The following is an 18,214-nucleotide window of genomic DNA, read 5'->3' on the forward strand; positions in this document are numbered from 1 at the left end:
TTATTATTGAGGGTTAAAGAGGCTTGTATTCCACGAATGCTTCAATAGCTTCGTAAGATGCTAATCCCAGTCTGCGATATAACTCAGCTGTAGCATGATTTCTGTCCTCAGAACGTTGCCAGAACAAACGCTCGTCATTACCTAAGAATGGAGCACTTTCCATCTGAGATTGGTGTTTAAGGATAGATAAACGTTTTGAACGTAGCTCTTCAGGAGAAATTGGAACAGCCATTTCTATGAAGTCAATTTCCCACTCAGCCCAAGCTCCGCGGTACATCCAAAAACGACAGTCGTTTAACCATTCTGTTTTTTCGTTCTTCAATTCATCAACCGCAGCAAGAATTGCATCAAGACATACTTTATGTGTTCCGTGAGGATCGGCTAAATCTCCCGCAACAAATACTTGATGTGGTTTGATTTGCTGCAAGTATTCTTTGACAATCTTAACATCGGCTTCAGATATTGGATTTTTCTTTACTTTACCTGTTTCGTAGAAAGGAAGATCCAAGAATTTGATTTTTGAATCTTTTATTCCCACAAAGCGACATCCGGCAGTAGCTTCTTCACGACGGATACGTCCTTTCATGAATAATACATCTGCAGTATCTTCATCTCCTGCTTTCTTTTCCTTCATTAAGAAGTTGAGAACTTTTGCTAATTCTTCCTTTAAAATCGTGTCATTCGGATTATATTTAGCACGAACATTCTCCATAAGAGATGCATAACGAATAACTTCTTCGTCACCTACGGCTATATTTCCCGAAGTTTGATAAGCTACATGCACATCGTGATGTTGATTTACCAAACGTTGGAATGTTCCTCCCATCGAAATAACATCGTCATCAGGGTGTGGGCTGAATATAATTACACGTTTTGGATATGGAGTTGCTCTTTCTGGGCGATTTGTGTCATCTGCATTTGGTTTTCCTCCAGGCCATCCAGTGATGGTGTGTTGAAGGTCGTTAAATACTTTGATGTTCACATTGTATGCAGAACCATATAATGCTAACAGTTCGCCAAGGCTGTTATTTTGATAATCTTTATTTGTCAGTTTAAGGATTGGTTTGTCTACTTCGAAGCATAACCATACAATGGCACGACGGATTAGTTGATTTGTCCAATCACAACTTGTAACAAGCCAAGGTTTGCTTATTCTTGTAAGATCGTATGCTGAATTAAGATCTGTAAATATTTTTACATTAGGGTGATTTTGTAACCATGAAGCTGGTATTGCATCACTCTTCTTGCCTTCTACTACATCTTTTACACTGTGAGCTTTATCTTCTCCCCAAGCAATCAAGGTGATTTTTTTCGCCTTTAGCATGGTTGAGATACCCATAGTAATAGCACTTTCGGGAACTTTATCTAACGATCCGAATGTGTTTGTAGCTTCTTTACGTGATTGGTTGTCAAGTAAAATAAGGCGAGTTTGAGAATTGATGTTCGATCCGGGGATATTCACACCAATATTTCCACCTCTACCTAAACCTAGTAATAGGTGATCTATTCCCCCAAAGCTTTCGATCTTATCTTCGTAAGATTTGCAATGTGAGAAGATTTGGTCTTTTGCAACTTCACCATCAGGTGAGAATACTTTAGTCCAATCTATATCAACGTGATCCAAAAGAAGATCTTTTAATAATTGTAGGTTGCTGTCTGATCCTTTTTGAAGGGGGTAATATTCGTACACACTAAAAATTACAACATTCTGGAAACTTAGTTTTTCCTCTTTGTGTAATCTTACCAGTTCTTGATAAATGGTTTGTGGCGAATGTCCTCCGGGAAGAGCCAGTACATAATACTCTTTAGTTTCTTGCTTTCTTCTAATCTCTTCGCCAATTTTACGGGCAACATAATTAGATGCTGCTTTTGATGACTCGTAGATTTGTGTGTCAATTTTTTCATAGCGCGTCAATGCTGTTTGCTCAAAAGCATTAGTCGGATGATAATATCTCTGAGGTATCCGTTCTAACGTAATCTGAGAGCTTAAATCTGTTTTCATATCTTTTTTTATTTCGGTTATATTTAAGATTGAACCATCTCTAACAAAGATAGGCATTTTAATGTTCAGAATATTCGTTCGATTAAAGCTATTTTTCATCTTTATAATGAAAATTAGGTACTTTTTTGTGATACTGTGTATATGACTGTCAATATCTTGGGTTATTTTATAATCTGATCACTTATTAAAATTTTCTATTTGTTAATTAACTTTTCGGTTTGCGTGGATTCCGTCTTGTTTTTGTTCTTTGTTTGTATCTAATGCCTCTTATTTTTCGGGAATTACTACCATATATCTAAAGTAAGATAATGCCTTAAATAAAAAACGGCTGTAAGAATATTCCTACAGCCGTTTTTGTTATTGATTAAAGAGTATTATCTCTTATTCCACCATAAAGGAGTAGTTGTTCTATCTTCGCCACCCAATAATTGAAGAGCTTGTTCGTAGCCCGCCAAGTTGCTAGCTTTTAGGTTAGCAGGGTATCTGTAGCGTTTTGGGAAAAATTCTAATCTAGACTCTCTCGATGTTGCCGTTGTTAAAGGCACTTGAGTTGTAGGGTCATAATCTTTTTCAACAGCTTGGTTTTCAAAGAATGGAAGTCCTAAGCGACGGTGGTCAGACCACGCTTCAAGAGGCAACCAAGGCACTTGAGCAATGTATTTTTGAGTAATAATCTTAGTCAAATGGTCATTGTTTACGCCATCTTTGTAAATGCTGTTCTTAGGATAGTTGTAAGTGGTTGTTCCAGCTTGTCCTGTATATCCATCTACATAGTTAGCAGTATAGCTTTGAGCTTCTGTAGTATGATTAAATGCCACTGAAGTTCCAATTCTGTTATAATCTGTAGACGTGATATATGCACCATAAGTGCTACTCAAATTGTGATATTCAAGACTGGCAGCAACACCTTTTTCGTAATTGCTTTGTGCGCTTCCTGGTACTGTCCATCCATATACTGCAGCTTCTGCTAGCAAGAAGTAGCTTTCCCATGGTCCAAAGAATACACGTTTGCTTGTACTTGTTCTATACACTTTAGATAAACAAGGGAAGTTCTTGTATTGAGATATTAAATTTGAAGATATAGCTGATTTTTTATCCCATGAACCCGAAACATATGTATTCCATGTATACTTTGTTGTAAGAACAATAGTGTCTTTTATAGTTTCAGTAGGATATAGTTTAGCAGTTGTTGCTAAGCCTATTATGTCAGAATAAATTACACCATCATCATATCCGGGTATGTGATTTAATTTAGCAGCTCTAGGGTCTATCTTTTGAGGAATTCCATCAAGGAAATAGATCGCCACAGGATCATTAGTTGTTGCCGGTAAATGTTGATCAAGTTTTAATCCTAAATAGTTTTTACTATCTTTCAAATAAGGTTTTAATGAAGCGGGTACAGGAAAGTCAACACCACCTAATCCTACAGTAAGATTGTTGAATGTAGTAGACATTACTTGTCTGTTCCACGAACGACTCATTACCCCTGTAAGTGCATCCCATCCGTCTCTCTCGGCTACTTGTGCAATATCTGCACTTTCTGAAATAAATGATTTAGAAGCAGCATCTTCAAAATTTTCTTTAGCAACAGCGGGAGCTACAACAGATAATCTCATAGATAGTCTCATGCGAAGAGAATTAGCGTATTTTTTCCAATTGGCAACTTTTCCACCGAAGAAAGGATCTGACTCTTTTACATCTGACATGTCAATAGTATTGCCATTGGCATCTTTGTCCGATAAAGCAGCTTCAGCTTCTTTTAATTCTTTTAGGATAAATGTATAGATCTGCTCCTCGCTATTGTATTCTGGGTTTACACCTTGAAATGCATCAAGTGCAGGTATTGGGCCAAATCCATCTGTTACTTCAGATAGTAGATATGCTCTCCATATACGAGCCATCTGGATTACATTATTGGCAGAGCTAGAGTTGATATTGTTTGCAATATGGTAGTTTGCCACAGATATAGATTGGTTTACATCTCTAAGCCATCCCACTGAGTAACCTGTAGAAAGGTATTCTGTGATCCATGAGTTGTCGTCCGAACCCGTTGTGATACCTCCATTGCGATCGAAACGTGCAGCGCCTTTCCATGTTAGAACAAACATACGTTCAGCTATGTTTGGGTCCATCTGTGTTTCAATTATAGATCTGTTCAATAGCCATTGAGGCTTTACGTCACCTTGTCCTACTGCTCCTGGGTCTCTGTTTATGTCTTCAAAATCACTACATGCTGAGAAGAGAGATGCCAGACAAAATAGTCCTGTGTATATTATATTCTTTGTTTTCATATTTTATCTTCTTTTTAAATTAAAATCCTACAACTAAATTAAACATATAAGAACGAGTCGTAGGTGAAGCTAAGTTTTCGAATCCTACCGCATTTGTGTTTGTTGAAGCCACAGATTCAGGGTCAATTCCTGGAATGTTACTATGGATCATCCATACATTATTACATGTAGCAGATACACGTAGTTTTTGGATAGGTGTGTTTTTTAGGAAGTTTTTATTGAAACTGTAGCCTAAAGTTAGATTTCTAAGACGGATGTTTGTAGCATCATATGTGAAGGCTTCTCCAAGTCCAAAGTTTCCGGGAGTTAGACGACCCCAGTAGTCTTGAGGACTTACAGGTGTAGTGTTCTCTACATATCCACCTTTACCGTCGGATGTTACAGTGTTTGGCACAACAAAGTCTTCTCTTCCGTTTACAGCTGTTCCTTTAGCATTACCATTGGCATGTAAGATTGCAGTTGTTCCCGAGAATATTTTACCTCCAACACGCATATCGACTAAGAAGCTTACGTTAAATCCTTTATATTCGAAATTGTTAGTGATACCCAACATCCAATCAGGACTTTGGTTACCTAAATAACCTTGGGTGTTAGTTGTAAGAGGAAGTCCTTGTTGGTCTGTAATGATTTGTCCGAAGTATGGGCTTGATTCATCTTCAACGCGTTGGTATTTTGTTCCATACATTACTCCGTAAGCACCACCTACTTCTGCATAAATTCTCATTTCAGAGAAGCGGTCTGCAAGCGAATATTGAGTAACACCATCAGTCAAAGATTTAATTTTAGACTTGTTTGTAGAGAAGTTAGCAGTAGCATCCCAGTTAAGACCTTTTTGGTTCTGTAAGATTGTACCATTTAGAGTTAACTCGAAACCTTCGTTTTGAATATCTCCTGCATTGATTTTCTTAGAAGCATATCCAGAGAATGGGTCTAAAGCGATATTCAATAGTTGGCGAGTTGAGTTCATTTTGTACCATGAAGCATCTAAGCCTAATCTGTTGTTGAAGAATCTTAAGTCAAGTCCAACTTCGTATGACTTAATTAACTCACTTCTCAGATTGTCATTATAAAGTACATTGTTAGTATTTGCAATAGGGTTTCCATTAGGATCTAGATTTACCTGGAAATTATTGTATAATTGATAAGGATCTAAATCATTACCTACCTCTGCATAAGAAGCTCTTACTTTTGCAAAAGAAATGAACTCAGGTAGGCTACTGCCAAGTTTTGGAAGCATATCTGAAATTACACCAGAGAAACTGAATGATGGATAGAAGTATGATCTGTTTTCTTTGCTCATAGTTGATGACCAATCATTTCTGCCTGTTACATCTAAGAACAGATAACCATCCCAGTTTAATTGGAACATGCCATAAAATGAATTCAGTTTTCTTTGAACAATCGTGTTCGAAGATTTTGGTAACTTGATTAAGTTTGTAAGAGTAAATACATTAGGAACAAGTAACTCTTCAGGGCTTACTACTAATTTCTTTCTATTTTGAATCATAAGATTTCCTCCAAAAGAGAAAGATCCACCTAGACGATCAATTACATTGTCTTTATGTACAGAAGATAAGAAACTGTAGTTGTTTTCATAGAAAGTTTCCGAATTCTCGCCATAAGTACCTCTTGGTTTGGTAGGACCTCCTGTAAATACTTTTTCATTGGCATTCGTTGTATAATAGTCTGTTCCTCCTTTAATTTCAATATCAAACCAGTCAGTAGGTTTGTATTTTAAAGAAACAGTACCTAGTAGACGGTATCTGTTATCTTGATTTCTTCTGTATCTGGTAGCCCAATATGGGTTTTCTTGTGGGCTTTTGCCTTCATCGTACCATATCATATTGCCATTTGCATCTACTGCTTGTTCCCAATCTCTGATATTGATAGATCTGGGTAATGTGTAGATAGTGTTAAATGGGTTGGCAGGATTTACTCCTTGTATTGGTCTGTTATTTGTATTTGTATTGATGTAATTTGCTTTTGCATCCAATATCCATTTGTCAGAATCATCTAGTGCAGATGTTAATCGCATTGTGATGCTGGTTCTGTTTTGTTTAGATTCAGGAGTCATTCCTTTGTCATCTAGACGATTTATAGATGTAAATATTGAAGTTTTATTTACTTGTTGTTGGAAGCTTACACCATTGTTAAATGCTAAACCTGTGTTGAAGAAAGCATCTATATTATCGTATGTGCTTAAGTCATTGTCTACACCCACTTGTGGTCCCCAGCTATTTCTGTCTTGGCTATCAAATACGCCTCTGGTCCCTTGACCAAAAGAATTCTGCATTTCAGGTTTCATGAAAATAGTTTCTGCGGTTAATCCCGAAGTAACTGTGATTCCAACTCCTTGTGTCTTTTTTCCTGATTTTGTGGTAATAAGAACAACCCCGTTACCTGCACGCGATCCGTAAAGAGCGGCTGCAGATGCACCTTTAAGTACCGACATTGATTCGATATCATCAGGGTTAATATCCGAAAGACCGTTACCCATGTCCATTCCGTTCATACCAAAAGGATCATCAACACCACCTGTAAAGTTATCCATCGGTATTCCGTCAATAACAATTAAAGGTTGGTTGTTTCCGGTTAAAGAGTTGTTTCCTCTAAGTAGGATTTTTGAAGATCCTCCCATTCCGTTACTCGAACGTACGATTTGAAGACCTGCAACTTTACCTGATAGAGAATTTACAATGTTAGATTCTCCGGTTTCTAATAGAGCATCACCTTTTAGCTCTTGCATTGCGTATCCTAATGCCTTTTTATCTCTTTTTATTCCTAAGGCAGTAACAACAACTTCGTCAAGAAGTTTGGTATTCTCAGATACAATAATGTCGATTTTAGTTCTTCCGTTTACTTGAATCTCTTGAGGATTGAAGCCTACATAAGTTACAACCAATGTAGCATCAGATGGTACTGTAAGTTTATAGTCGCCATCTAGTCCTGTCATCGAAGCATTAGTCGTTCCTTTTTGAACTACACTTGCTCCAATAAGAGTTTCGCCTGTGGCATCAGTTACAATACCTGATACTGTAATCTTTCCTCCTGTTTGTGCATTTAATGTCATGCCTGAAAGTAGCATGACTAGTACCATCGCAATAGGATAGAGTAGACTGAGCCCTCTTCTTTTGGGTACTTTTGTTTGTTTAATGTGCTTACTGTTTTCCATAACGCCGCTTTTTAGTGAAAATATATAAATTAAAGATTTCCTTTTGGTGAGTTAATTGTTTTGTTTTAAATAGATTAGATTGGTGTTGTTTGCTTGGTATTATTGATTATTTTAACTACTATTTATATTTGTGTGACAAAACTATATAGCTTCTTATCTTTTACAAAATTAGAACTGTTAATTAACATTCCCGGATATTGTTGTTGTTTGTCATGTTTTGTGATCACTTTTTTTATTGCATCTTATTGCATGTGAGATGTTTGGTGGGTGTTATGATGACGCTATTGCTTTTGGTTTGCTGAGCAGGCATGTTATTAAACATATAAAACAAGGTTCAAGGAAATGCTCATAAATGTCTTCGAAGTTTTGCTGAACGATCTATGTTTTATCTATATTGATTCTACAATGAAAAAATGTATCTTTGTTTCTTATTTAAGAAATGTATATGCCTGCAAAAAAGAGTAAAAAGAAAAAAAAGAGTGCTAAAGCGACGTCAAATATACTTCGTTTTCTGCGTAGCGAAAGAGGACATTTCCTGATGGGGGTATGTGTGATCTTTATCGCCTTGTTTATGCTTATTGGAATGATTTCTTTTTTCTTTACTGGTGCAGCTGATCAAAGCAAGGTTGCAAATAAGTATTTTATAGATTTAATAATCCATAAGCAGGATATAAGTAACTGGACAGGTGTCGGAGGAGCTTTTATTGCTGAGGCGCTTATCAATAAATATTGTGGAGTATTTTCTTTTGTTATACCTATATTTATAGGAATAATAGGGGTTCGCTTGATTGGTATTAAAACAATATCTATCCTTCGTGCATTTATTCTATGTTCCTTTATTCTTATCTGGGGGTCGATTTTTAGTTCGTTTATCCTGACCAAGATATTTCCCGATAGTCACATAATCTGGGGTGGAAGCCATGGGTCGGTTTTGGAACAACTTCTCGAAACAGCCTTGGGTGGCATTGGTGTATCACTTATTATTATATTACTGCTTGTTGTTTTTATAATAATAACGAAACAAACATCGGTTGGATTCTTTAAAAATCTATTTCCAGGATCGAATGGCGTTCCTAAAAGCGATTTGGTTGAGGAAGATGATTTTGAGGAAACAGAAGAGGATAACGAAATTATTGAGAAGAACTCAGTATTAAGTAAAATCTTCAATTGGTTTAAACGAAAAAAAGACAAGGCAGATGCTGCAGAAGATAGCTTAGAGGAGGATAACTACCTTCCTTTAAATAATGATTTGCAAAGAGAGTCTTCTTCTCCGGTTTATACGCCTCCTGTTCAGAATAAGCCAATTTTGAACAGACAGCCTAGATCTATTGATGTTGAAGATGATTTTGAGGTAGTTATTCCTCAAGAAGAAGCATATCAAGAAAAAAGAAGTAGTCCCCCTGTTCAACCGATTCAAAATAGAGAAGAACGTGATGAGTTGACTGCATCGGATGTTGAAGAGATGGAGGATTATGATCCTACAAAAGATTTATCAAACTTCCATTTTCCTTCGTCAGACTTACTGAAAGTCTATGACAACACCGGAAAAGGAGTTGATATGGCTGAGCAGAAGGCGAACAAAGATAAAATTATAAATACCCTCCGTAACTATGGAATTGAGATAACATCAATTAAAGCAACAGTAGGACCTACTATTACGCTTTATGAAATTGTACCTCAAGCTGGAGTGCGTATTTCTAAGATTCGAAATCTGGAAGATGATATTGCTTTGAGTTTATCAGCTTTGGGTATTCGTATTATAGCCCCTATGCCGGGTAAAGGAACTATCGGAATTGAGGTTCCGAATAAAGATCCGCAGATTGTATCCATGCAATCGGTTATTGCTTCGAAGCGTTTTCAGGAGTGTAATTATGATTTGCCAGTAGCTCTTGGAAAAACTATCACCAATGAAATATTCATGTTCGACTTATGTAAAATGCCTCACTTGTTGGTGGCAGGAGCAACAGGTCAGGGTAAATCGGTTGGATTGAATGCTATTATAACTTCGTTGTTGTATAAAAAGCATCCGGCAGAAATGAAGATGGTTTTGGTAGACCCTAAGATGGTAGAGTTTAATATTTATTCAACTATCGAAAAGCATTATCTGGCTAAATTACCAGATGCAGAGAAAGCAATTATTACTGATGTAAGTAAAGTAACTCAAACGTTGAATTCTCTAACAAAGGAGATGGACGATAGGTATGAGTTGTTGATGGCTGCCAGTGTGAGAACAATAAAGGAGTATAACGAAAAATTCAGAAAAAGAAGATTAAGTCCGTTAAAAGGTCACCGCTTCTTACCATACATCGTTGTGATAATAGATGAGTTCGGCGATCTGATAATGACTGCCGGAAAAGAAATAGAAATGCCGATTGCACGTATTGCTCAAAAAGCGCGTGCTGTGGGTATGCACATGATTATTGCGACTCAACGTCCTACAACCAATATTATCACGGGAACTATTAAAGCGAATTTCCCTGCTCGTATGGCTTTCCGTGTGACGTCTCAGATTGACTCACGTACTATTTTGGATATGTCAGGGGCAAATCAACTGATCGGTCGGGGAGATATGTTGTTCTCGCAAGGTAGTGATTTAGTGCGCATACAGTGTGCTTTTGTGGATACGCCCGAGGTTGAGGAGATTACACAATATATTGGAAAACAACAAGGGTATTCTCATGCGTTTGAATTGCCTGAATTTGTTGGAGATGGAGGAGGTGATGATAAAGTAGGCTCGGTTGATCTGAGTGATAAGGATCCTCTTTTCGAAGAAGCTGCTCGTTTGATTGTTGTTCATCAGCAAGGTTCTACATCACTTATCCAACGAAAATTCTCAATAGGGTATAATCGCGCTGGACGATTGATGGATCAGCTTGAAGCTGCCGGAATAGTAGGAGGTACTCAAGGTAGTAAGCCAAGAGAAGTGCTTATTATGGATGAATATAGTTTAGAGCAGAAATTAAGTTCTATTTGATAGATCGTTAATCTCACAAGATAGTTTCTATGGAAAACCTTAAAGAAGGGTATGTTAAAGAGCCTTACCCAACTCAAACTAAACGTTACTGTCAGTTTCTTAAGCTGAAACTGGATGGGGATAAAGTGGAACAGTATAAATACTGGCACAATAGTCGAAATATCTGGAAAGAAATTCCTCAAGGTATTCGTAAGGCTGGGATATTAGATATGGAAATTTATCTCATTGGAAACATGGAGGTAATGATTGTTGAAACACCTCTTGATTTTAATTGGGATGAAGCTTTTGGAAAATTAGCGACCTATGAGCGTCAGGCAGAATGGGAAAATTTTGTATTGCAGTTTCAGGATGTTGAGAAAGGTGGAACTTCCGAAGAAAAGTGGCAATTGATGGAGCGAATTTTTTCTTTAGAAGATTGTCTGAAAGAGAAATAAACTTTACGATATTTTAGTCTATTGGTTTCCCTCTATCAATAATGGGAGTTAATTGCTGCTGATCTTTTTTAACTAAAGAGTTGATTTCTTCACTGCGAATTATTGTCAGATTCTTCAATAAGTAATATATTTGAGGAACTCGAATTGGATATGATTTGCAACCTATAAGTGTTGAATTAAACGTTTTGGTTTAAGATCAGTCTAAGGAGAAAAGTTAAAAGGACATTATGAATAAAAAATTATTGATACTTGTATTTCTTTTTTCGGTTCTGGGTTTAAATGCTCAGGATGCTAAAAGTATTCTCGATAAAGCGAATCTTGCGTATAACCAAGCAGGAGGTATTACTGCATCTTTTACAATAAATACAGAAGATGTAAAAGGTAAGACTGTTTATAGCCAAGATGGAAAAGCCTATCTTAAAGGCAATAAATTTAAGATTGATGTACCTGACGGAATTACTTGGTTTGACGGAAAAACACAGTGGGTGTATGCCAAAGGTGGCGATGAGGTGAATGTGAGTAACCCAACGGGAGAAGAGCTTGCCGGAGTTAGTCCATCCGTTTTGTTGAGCTTATACAAAGCAGGTTTTAAACTCAATTATAAGGGTGAGAAAAAAGAAAAAGCTAAAACTGTCTATGTTGTAGAAATGATTCCGTTAGGGAAGAAAACCGAATTTACAAAGATGGTTATTCACATCGATAAAGCAACCAATATATTTACCTCGGTCAATACATTTGGTAAAGATGGTGTAAATAATCAATTGATAATAACCAAACTTCAAACAGGCGTTAATCTGCTGGATAATCTATTTGTTTTTAATAAAAAAGAATACCCTCAGATTGAAGTCATAGATTTGCGTTAATAACCGCATTTGCTATAGATTCTGTTTATGTTTAAATAGAAAATAAGAAACAATAAGGGTTTGTTTTGATAAATGGTGTCTATATCTTTGTGGTTAATATTGAAATAACAAAACAAAAATAATTGCTATGAGTGAAAGAGTACGTTGCCTGATTATAGGCTCAGGACCGGCAGGATATACTGCTGCAATTTATGCTTCGAGAGCAAATCTTGCTCCAGTTTTGTATGAAGGAATACAACCCGGTGGTCAGTTAACAACTACTACAGAGGTCGAAAATTTCCCGGGTTACCCAGAAGGTATAAGCGGAACAGAATTGATGGAAGATCTAAAAAAGCAAGCAATTCGCTATGGTGCCGATATACGTACTGGAATAGTAACTGCAGCAGATTTGAAGTCAACACCTAAAAAAATAACAGTAGATGGGAAAACCGAAATCGAAGCCGATACGGTAATCATATCTACAGGAGCAACAGCTAAGTATCTGGGTATACCCGATGAAGCTAAATATGCAGGTATGGGTGTATCTGCTTGCGCAACTTGTGACGGATTTTTCTATCGTAAAAAAGTGGTAGGTGTAGTAGGTGGTGGAGATACTGCTTGTGAAGAAGCGCTTTATTTGGCAGGAATGGCAAGTAAAGTATATCTTATCGTTCGTAAGCCTTTCTTGAGAGCATCAAAAGTGATGCAAGATAGAGTGATGAAACATGAAAAGATTGAAGTCTTGTTTAATACCAATGCACTAGGTCTTTTTGGCGAGAATGGTGTTGAAGGAGCTCATTTAGTAAGAAATATGGGAGAGGCTAATGAAGAAAAATTTGATATCAATATTGATGGTTTCTTCTTGGCGATTGGTCATAAACCCAATACAGATATTTTTGTAGGTCAGTTAGATATGGATGAGACCGGATACATAAAAAGAGTACCCGATAGCCCCAAAACAAATATACCTGGGGTATTTGCTGCTGGTGATGTTGCCGATCCTATTTATCGTCAGGCTATTACTGCGGCTGGTACTGGATGTCAAGCAGCCATAGAAGCCGAAAGATATTTGGCTGATTAAAGCATAATTATAGATAATCTATGAAAAAGGAGTCGACTTTTTGTCGGCTCCTTTTTTTATGACCTTATTTTTTGGTTAATAGCTCTCAAAAAGGCTCATATGGGATAAATAACTTTATCATTTACATTGATTTTTTCTATTGCCTTATTCCAAAAAGAAAATATTCCTGATACTTTCTTTTCTTTTTGTCAAAAAAAATCTTTCTACGAAATCTGAGTGAATTAACGTATTTTTTATAAAAATTCTTTTATTTTCTACTCTTCTTACTTTCTTTTCCTTTTATTTTGATATAGTTTCTTTTGAAACTATATGATTGTTTTATTAATGAATATGATTGATTTTATCTTTAATATGTTTCAAATAGATAGTTTATGCTCTTGTTTTGTGGATGTGTGTTTTTCTGTTTGGAATATATAAATACATTTGCATAATGTAGTCTAAAGTTGTTTGAAATTTTATTTTAAGTTATTTTATCAAATTGAGTTTAATAAAAGAGGTATTTATGAGAAGATTTATGATGATTTTTGCTTGTATAGTGGCAAGTGTGGGGTTATCTCTAGCTCAAACTACGCGAGTATCCGGGGTAGTCGTAGACGATACCGGCGAAGCAGTAATAGGAGCTTCAGTTGTAGCTAAAGGAAGTATGGTTGGTACGGTTACCGATGTTGACGGAAAGTTTTCATTGAATGTTCCATCTGAAAGAAAAACGTTGGTTGTTTCTTTGATCGGTATGAAGACTAAAGAGGTAGCAGTAGGTAGTGATCTGCGAATCATGTTAGAAGACGATTCCAAATTAATGAATGAGGTTGTGGTCACAGCAATGGGTATCTCTCGCGAGAAAAAAGCGTTGGGGTATGCTGTGGCTGAAGTGAATGGTGACGAAATGCTTAAGTCTCGTGGAGGAGTTGCAAATCCAATAAATTCACTAGCAGGGAAAGTTGCCGGTTTACAAATAACAGGTGCTACAGGTAATATGGGTGGTTCAACAAAAGTACTGCTTCGTGGTATAAAATCACTTTCAGGAAATAATCAGCCCTTATTCGTTATTGACGGTGTTCCTATTGAAGGAACAGATTTTAATAGTACCGATACCCAACGTGGTGGCGGAGGTTATGATTATGGTAACTTAATTCAGGATATAAACCCTGATGATGTAGCCAATATTTCGGTATTGAAAGGTCCTAATGCATCGGCTCTTTATGGTTCTCGTGCAGCAAATGGGGTGATTATGATTACAACTAAAAAGGGCGAAAAAAATCAAGGGTTAGGTATTAGCGTAAATTCTTCTATCGGGTTTGAGACTGTGAACAAATTGCCCAAGATGCAAAAAGAATATGGTGGCGGTTATAGTTTAACTCCTACACTAATTAATGGAAAGACTTATTTAGTGCCTGATTATGGTATTGATGAAAGTTGGGGACCTAAATATGATCCTAGTGTACAGTATCTTTCGTGGTACGATGTTGCTAGATGGGAAGCCGGAGGTAAAGTTGGAGATCCAACAACGTCAGCATGGGTAAGTCCTAGACACGATATTGATGATTTTTTCGAAACAGGTGTTTCGTTTACTAATAATATCAGTTTATCACAATCAACGGATAAAACAAGTCTTCGTGTTTCGTATACGAATATGACATTGAGCGGTTATATGCCCAACAGTAGCTTGGATAAAAACAGCTTTAATGTAGCAGGAAGTATTAATACAAGTAAGTATTACGAGCTATTTACAAATGTAACCTATCTGAACCAAGCGGCTAAAGGTCGTCCCGATACAGGATATGGAGACAATAACGTTATGCAGAAATTTATTCAGTGGGGACAGCGTCAGTTGGATATGAAAGAGCTTAAAGATCTTTACAGGTTCCCTGATGGTACTCAAGCCGGATGGAATAGAGGTGCATGGGATGATCCTACACTTCAATACTCTAATAACCCTTATTGGTCGCGTAATATGAATTATCAAAACGATACGCGTGATCGTTTGTATGGTAATGTGGGTATAAAAGTAAATATACTACCTAACTTAAAAGCACAATATAAAGTAAATCTAGATTACTTTAGTGATAAACAATACGAGAGAAACGCAGTGTATTCTCAGGAATTATCTTCTTATAGTGAGACACATAGACAGCAACATGAAATAAATCATGAGTTCTTATTGATGTTCTCTAAAAAAATGAATGATAATATGACTTTGGATGTAAATGCCGGAGGTAATATTATGTATCGTAAATATACAAGATTGATTGGTGAAAGCGTAGGAGGATTAGTGTTACCCGAGTTTTACAATCTCGATAACTCAAGAAGTCAAGCTAAATCGACTAATTTCTTAAGTCAAAAATCAATTAATAGTGTATTCGCAAGTGCAGCTTTCGGTTATAAAGGATTTGCTTTTGTGGATGCTACTTTACGTAATGACTGGTCTTCGACTTTACCTAAAGGAAATAATTCATACCTATATCCTTCGGTAACGGGTAGCTTCTTGTTTTCTGAATTGTTGAAGCAAGATTGGTTGGATTTAGGTAAGGTTCGTTTAGGTTGGGCTAAAGTAGGTAGTGATACTGATCCTTACAATGTGTATGACGCCTACCGATTTTATACTTCTTTTGATGGTTCGCATGCTTATACATTGCCATATAAAAAGAATAGTACTGATTTGAAACCTGAATCAACGTATTCTGTAGAGCTTGGGCTTGAACTTAATTTACTTAAAAATCGTGTAGGAGTTGAGTTTACATACTATAATTCAGAAACCCAAGACCAGATTATACCGTTGTCTCTATCAGGTGCAACTGGCTATACATCTATGGTTGTTAATGGTGGAACTATTACTAACAAGGGTTTTGAGTTGATGTTACGAGGTGTGCCCGTAAGAACAAATGACTTTGAATGGAGTGTTGTAGGTACTCTTTCTGCAAATAAGAATAGAGTAAAAGAGTTGTTAGGTAACAGAGAAGAAGGTTATTTTAGATTGGCAGCTGCTCCTTTCAAAGTAGAAGTTGGTGCTCTTGTTGGGGATAGATACGGAGTGCTTATGGGTACTGATTTTGTATATGATGACAATGGAAATAGAATCATAAATGCCAATGGAACCTATGCTTCTACTGATGGCAATGTTCCATTGGGTAGTGTTTATCCTAAAGCATTAGTTGGATTCTCTAATACTTTCTCTTATAAAGGTATCGACCTAAGTATTTTATTTGATGCTCAGTTTGGCGGAAAATTCTTTTCCACTTCATATATGTTTGGTATGTATTCGGGTATGCTTGCAGGAACTGTGGGTAATAATGAACTTGGAAATCCAATACGTGATGCGGTTGAAGATGGTGGAGGTGTGTTACTGGCTGGTGTGCATGCTGATGGTACTCCTAATACAACTCGTTTGGAAGCCGAAGACTGGGCTGGAGCAATTAATAGTGGTCCTGCTGCACAAAGCGTCTTTAAGAGCGACTTTATAAAACTTAGGGAAATTACTCTTGGATATAATATCCCTCTTCGATCAACAAAGTATATCAAAGCATTGAAAGTTTCTGCCTATGGACGTAATCTTGCCATGTTTGGATTAGATAACAGCAGCTTTGATCCTGAAATGGCAACAACAAGTTCAGGAAACGTACAAGGTATCGAAGGTGGAGCACTTCCTTCGGTAGCAAACTTTGGTTTCAATGTCGGAGTTCAATTCTAATTCCGCGAGTATTAATTATTTAAGATTTGAAGAAAGATATGAAAACAATTATAAAAGGTTTATTATTTGCGACTTTGATCTTTACGGCTGGTTCTTGTAAAGATTTGGAAGAGTTGAATATTGATCCGAACCAACCTTCTTCGGTCTCAACGGCGACGTTGATGACGGGAGCTCAAAAAAGTATGCTAGATTATATTTACGATAATTGGTTTAGTGGAAGACAAGCATTAGTATATTCTCAATACTGGGCACAACGAACTTATACCGAGGAAGATCGCTATCAAATTCGCGAGAGTGTAAATAATAATTATTTCAATTATTTATACCGAGTGGCAGGCAATTTAAATAATATTGAGAAATTAAATACCGATGAGGCTACAAAAAAAGGAATGGCTACCTATGGTGATAATAATAATCAGATTGCAGCAGCTAAAATTCTGAAAGTTTGGTTGATGCAGCTTATGGCTGACACTTGGGGGGCTATACCTTACAATGAGGCATTTAAATTAGAGGAAGGTGTGTTGTATCCCAAGTATGATGATTTGAATACTTTGTATTATCAATTTATTACAGAATTGGATGAAGCAACAGCGATGATTAATGAAGATGCCGAAGTATTTACTGAAGGCGATTTAATTTATAATGGAGATGCTACGGCCTGGAAAAAGTTTGGAAATTCGTTGAAGTGTAAAATTGCTCTCCGTTTATCAAAGGTTGATCCTAAATGGAAGACATATATTGCAGAAGCTGTAACGTCGGGAATCTTTACAAGCAATAGCGATAATGCAGTGTTTAACTATTCAGCAACAGCTCCCAATCAAAGCTATTTTTATAAAGGCTTTTTTGAGGACGGAAGAAATGATTTTTCAGTTGCTAAGCCTTTTGTTGACTTACTGAAAGGACAAGCTGATACTTTGAATGTGAAAACTCACCCATGGAAAGGTGTAGTAGACCCACGTTTACCTATTTATACATCTGCTCGTAATGGAAAGTATATTGGACTGCCTTATGGATTAACAAGTGCGCAAATGACATCGGCTATTAGAAATGCTGCTCCTTCTTTTTATGCTGATGAACCTTTGGTTGTACAACCGAACTTTGCTATTTCCTTATTATCATACTCCGAAATCTGTTTTATTCTTTCCGAATATAAAGGTTTTTCAGTACCAGAATATAAAGAAGGGGTTAAAGCATCTTTGGAATATTGGAATGATCTTTATACAAAAGTAATGGGTAAAGCTCTTTTAAGCAGTGCTAGTATTGCCGATTATGTAGCTGTGGTAAGTGCAAGAGTTGATGCCGAAACAGTAGCAACACAAAAATATATTCACTTGTACATGAATGGTACTGAAGCGTGGTCTGAATATCGCCGGACAGGATATCCCACTACATTATTGAAACCGGGAGAACATTCGTATGTTGTTGGAGGTGCAGTCTTAGATTTTACAACTTTATCTGAGACTAAAGGAGATATACCTGCTCGTGTGAAATATCCGACCAATGAAAGTACTCTAAACCCAACTGGGTTTAAAGATGCTGTATCTAAACTTACTGATGGAAGTAATAACTATTACAGCAAAATGTTTTGGGATGTAAGGAGTGTAGGGAATCCGCATCCTGCAAACAAATAATTACTTGATTTATTCAATCAATTAGAGAGGATCGAGCCGTTGATGGTTCGATCCTTTTGTTTTGATAGATACGCTGGATGGCACTATTTTAGGTTAATATCG

General features: G+C 36.7%; 9 protein-coding genes. 6 read left to right on the top strand and 3 right to left on the bottom strand.

Features of this window, described 5'->3' with window-relative positions; all coding sequences use genetic code 11:
- Positions 1-13: 13 nt before the first annotated feature.
- From IR022_RS15795 to IR022_RS15805, 3 genes are all read right to left on the bottom strand, one after another.
- Positions 14-2,002 carry a glucosamine-6-phosphate deaminase gene (locus tag IR022_RS15795; RefSeq protein ID WP_050708537.1) on the bottom strand — a complete coding sequence of 663 codons (1,989 nt, stop codon included), beginning with the start codon at positions 2,000-2,002 and terminating at the stop codon, positions 14-16.
- Positions 2,003-2,376: 374 nt separating this feature from the next.
- Positions 2,377-4,293 (bottom strand): SusD/RagB family nutrient-binding outer membrane lipoprotein, encoded by a 1,917-nt coding sequence (locus IR022_RS15800; protein WP_050708531.1) that lies wholly within the window; start codon positions 4,291-4,293, stop codon positions 2,377-2,379.
- 19 nt (positions 4,294-4,312) lie between these two features.
- Positions 4,313-7,378, bottom strand: a complete 3,066-nt coding sequence (locus IR022_RS15805; RefSeq protein WP_242053297.1) for a SusC/RagA family TonB-linked outer membrane protein — start codon at positions 7,376-7,378, stop codon at positions 4,313-4,315.
- Positions 7,379-7,910: 532 nt separating this feature from the next.
- On the opposite strand from IR022_RS15805, the gene IR022_RS15810 reads away from it, so the two are divergent.
- From IR022_RS15810 to IR022_RS15835, 6 genes are all read left to right on the top strand, one after another.
- Positions 7,911-10,439, top strand: coding sequence for an FtsK/SpoIIIE family DNA translocase (locus IR022_RS15810; RefSeq protein WP_194204458.1), 2,529 nt, complete (start codon positions 7,911-7,913; stop codon positions 10,437-10,439).
- Positions 10,440-10,468: 29 nt separating this feature from the next.
- Positions 10,469-10,873 (top strand): L-rhamnose mutarotase, encoded by a 405-nt coding sequence (locus IR022_RS15815; protein ID WP_194204459.1) that lies wholly within the window; start codon positions 10,469-10,471, stop codon positions 10,871-10,873.
- Positions 10,874-11,100: 227 nt separating this feature from the next.
- Positions 11,101-11,736 (top strand): LolA family protein, encoded by a 636-nt coding sequence (locus IR022_RS15820; RefSeq protein WP_194204460.1) that lies wholly within the window; start codon positions 11,101-11,103, stop codon positions 11,734-11,736.
- 127 nt (positions 11,737-11,863) lie between these two features.
- Positions 11,864-12,796 carry a thioredoxin-disulfide reductase gene (gene trxB, locus IR022_RS15825; RefSeq protein WP_050708535.1) on the top strand — a complete coding sequence of 311 codons (933 nt, stop codon included), beginning with the start codon at positions 11,864-11,866 and terminating at the stop codon, positions 12,794-12,796.
- A 502-nt stretch (positions 12,797-13,298) separates the two neighbouring features.
- A complete protein-coding gene (locus tag IR022_RS15830) occupies positions 13,299-16,481 on the top strand; it encodes a SusC/RagA family TonB-linked outer membrane protein (protein WP_242047194.1) in 3,183 nt (1,060 codons plus the stop codon).
- A gap of 38 nt (positions 16,482-16,519) precedes the next feature.
- A complete protein-coding gene (locus IR022_RS15835; protein ID WP_194204461.1) occupies positions 16,520-18,112 on the top strand; it encodes a SusD/RagB family nutrient-binding outer membrane lipoprotein in 1,593 nt (530 codons plus the stop codon).
- The last annotated feature ends 102 nt before the right edge of the window (positions 18,113-18,214 follow it).

The sequence above is a fragment of the Dysgonomonas sp. GY617 genome (genome assembly GCF_015233815.1).
Lineage (GTDB): Bacteria > Bacteroidota > Bacteroidia > Bacteroidales > Dysgonomonadaceae > Dysgonomonas_A.

Bases quoted from the DNA above. Each gene is read 5' to 3' on its own strand.
- IR022_RS15820 (WP_194204460.1), top strand. From the start codon at position 11,101: ATGAATAAAAAATTATTGATACTTGTATTTCTTTTTTCGGTTCTGGGT.
- IR022_RS15815 (WP_194204459.1), top strand. From the start codon at position 10,469: ATGGAAAACCTTAAAGAAGGGTATGTTAAAGAGCCTTACCCAACTCAA.
- IR022_RS15795 (WP_050708537.1), bottom strand. From the start codon at position 2,002: ATGAAAACAGATTTAAGCTCTCAGATTACGTTAGAACGGATACCTCAG.
- IR022_RS15835 (WP_194204461.1), top strand. From the start codon at position 16,520: ATGAAAACAATTATAAAAGGTTTATTATTTGCGACTTTGATCTTTACG.
- trxB (WP_050708535.1), top strand. From the start codon at position 11,864: ATGAGTGAAAGAGTACGTTGCCTGATTATAGGCTCAGGACCGGCAGGA.
- IR022_RS15830 (WP_242047194.1), top strand. From the start codon at position 13,299: ATGAGAAGATTTATGATGATTTTTGCTTGTATAGTGGCAAGTGTGGGG.
- IR022_RS15805 (WP_242053297.1), bottom strand. From the start codon at position 7,378: ATGCTACTTTCAGGCATGACATTAAATGCACAAACAGGAGGAAAGATT.
- IR022_RS15800 (WP_050708531.1), bottom strand. From the start codon at position 4,293: ATGAAAACAAAGAATATAATATACACAGGACTATTTTGTCTGGCATCT.
- IR022_RS15810 (WP_194204458.1), top strand. From the start codon at position 7,911: ATGCCTGCAAAAAAGAGTAAAAAGAAAAAAAAGAGTGCTAAAGCGACG.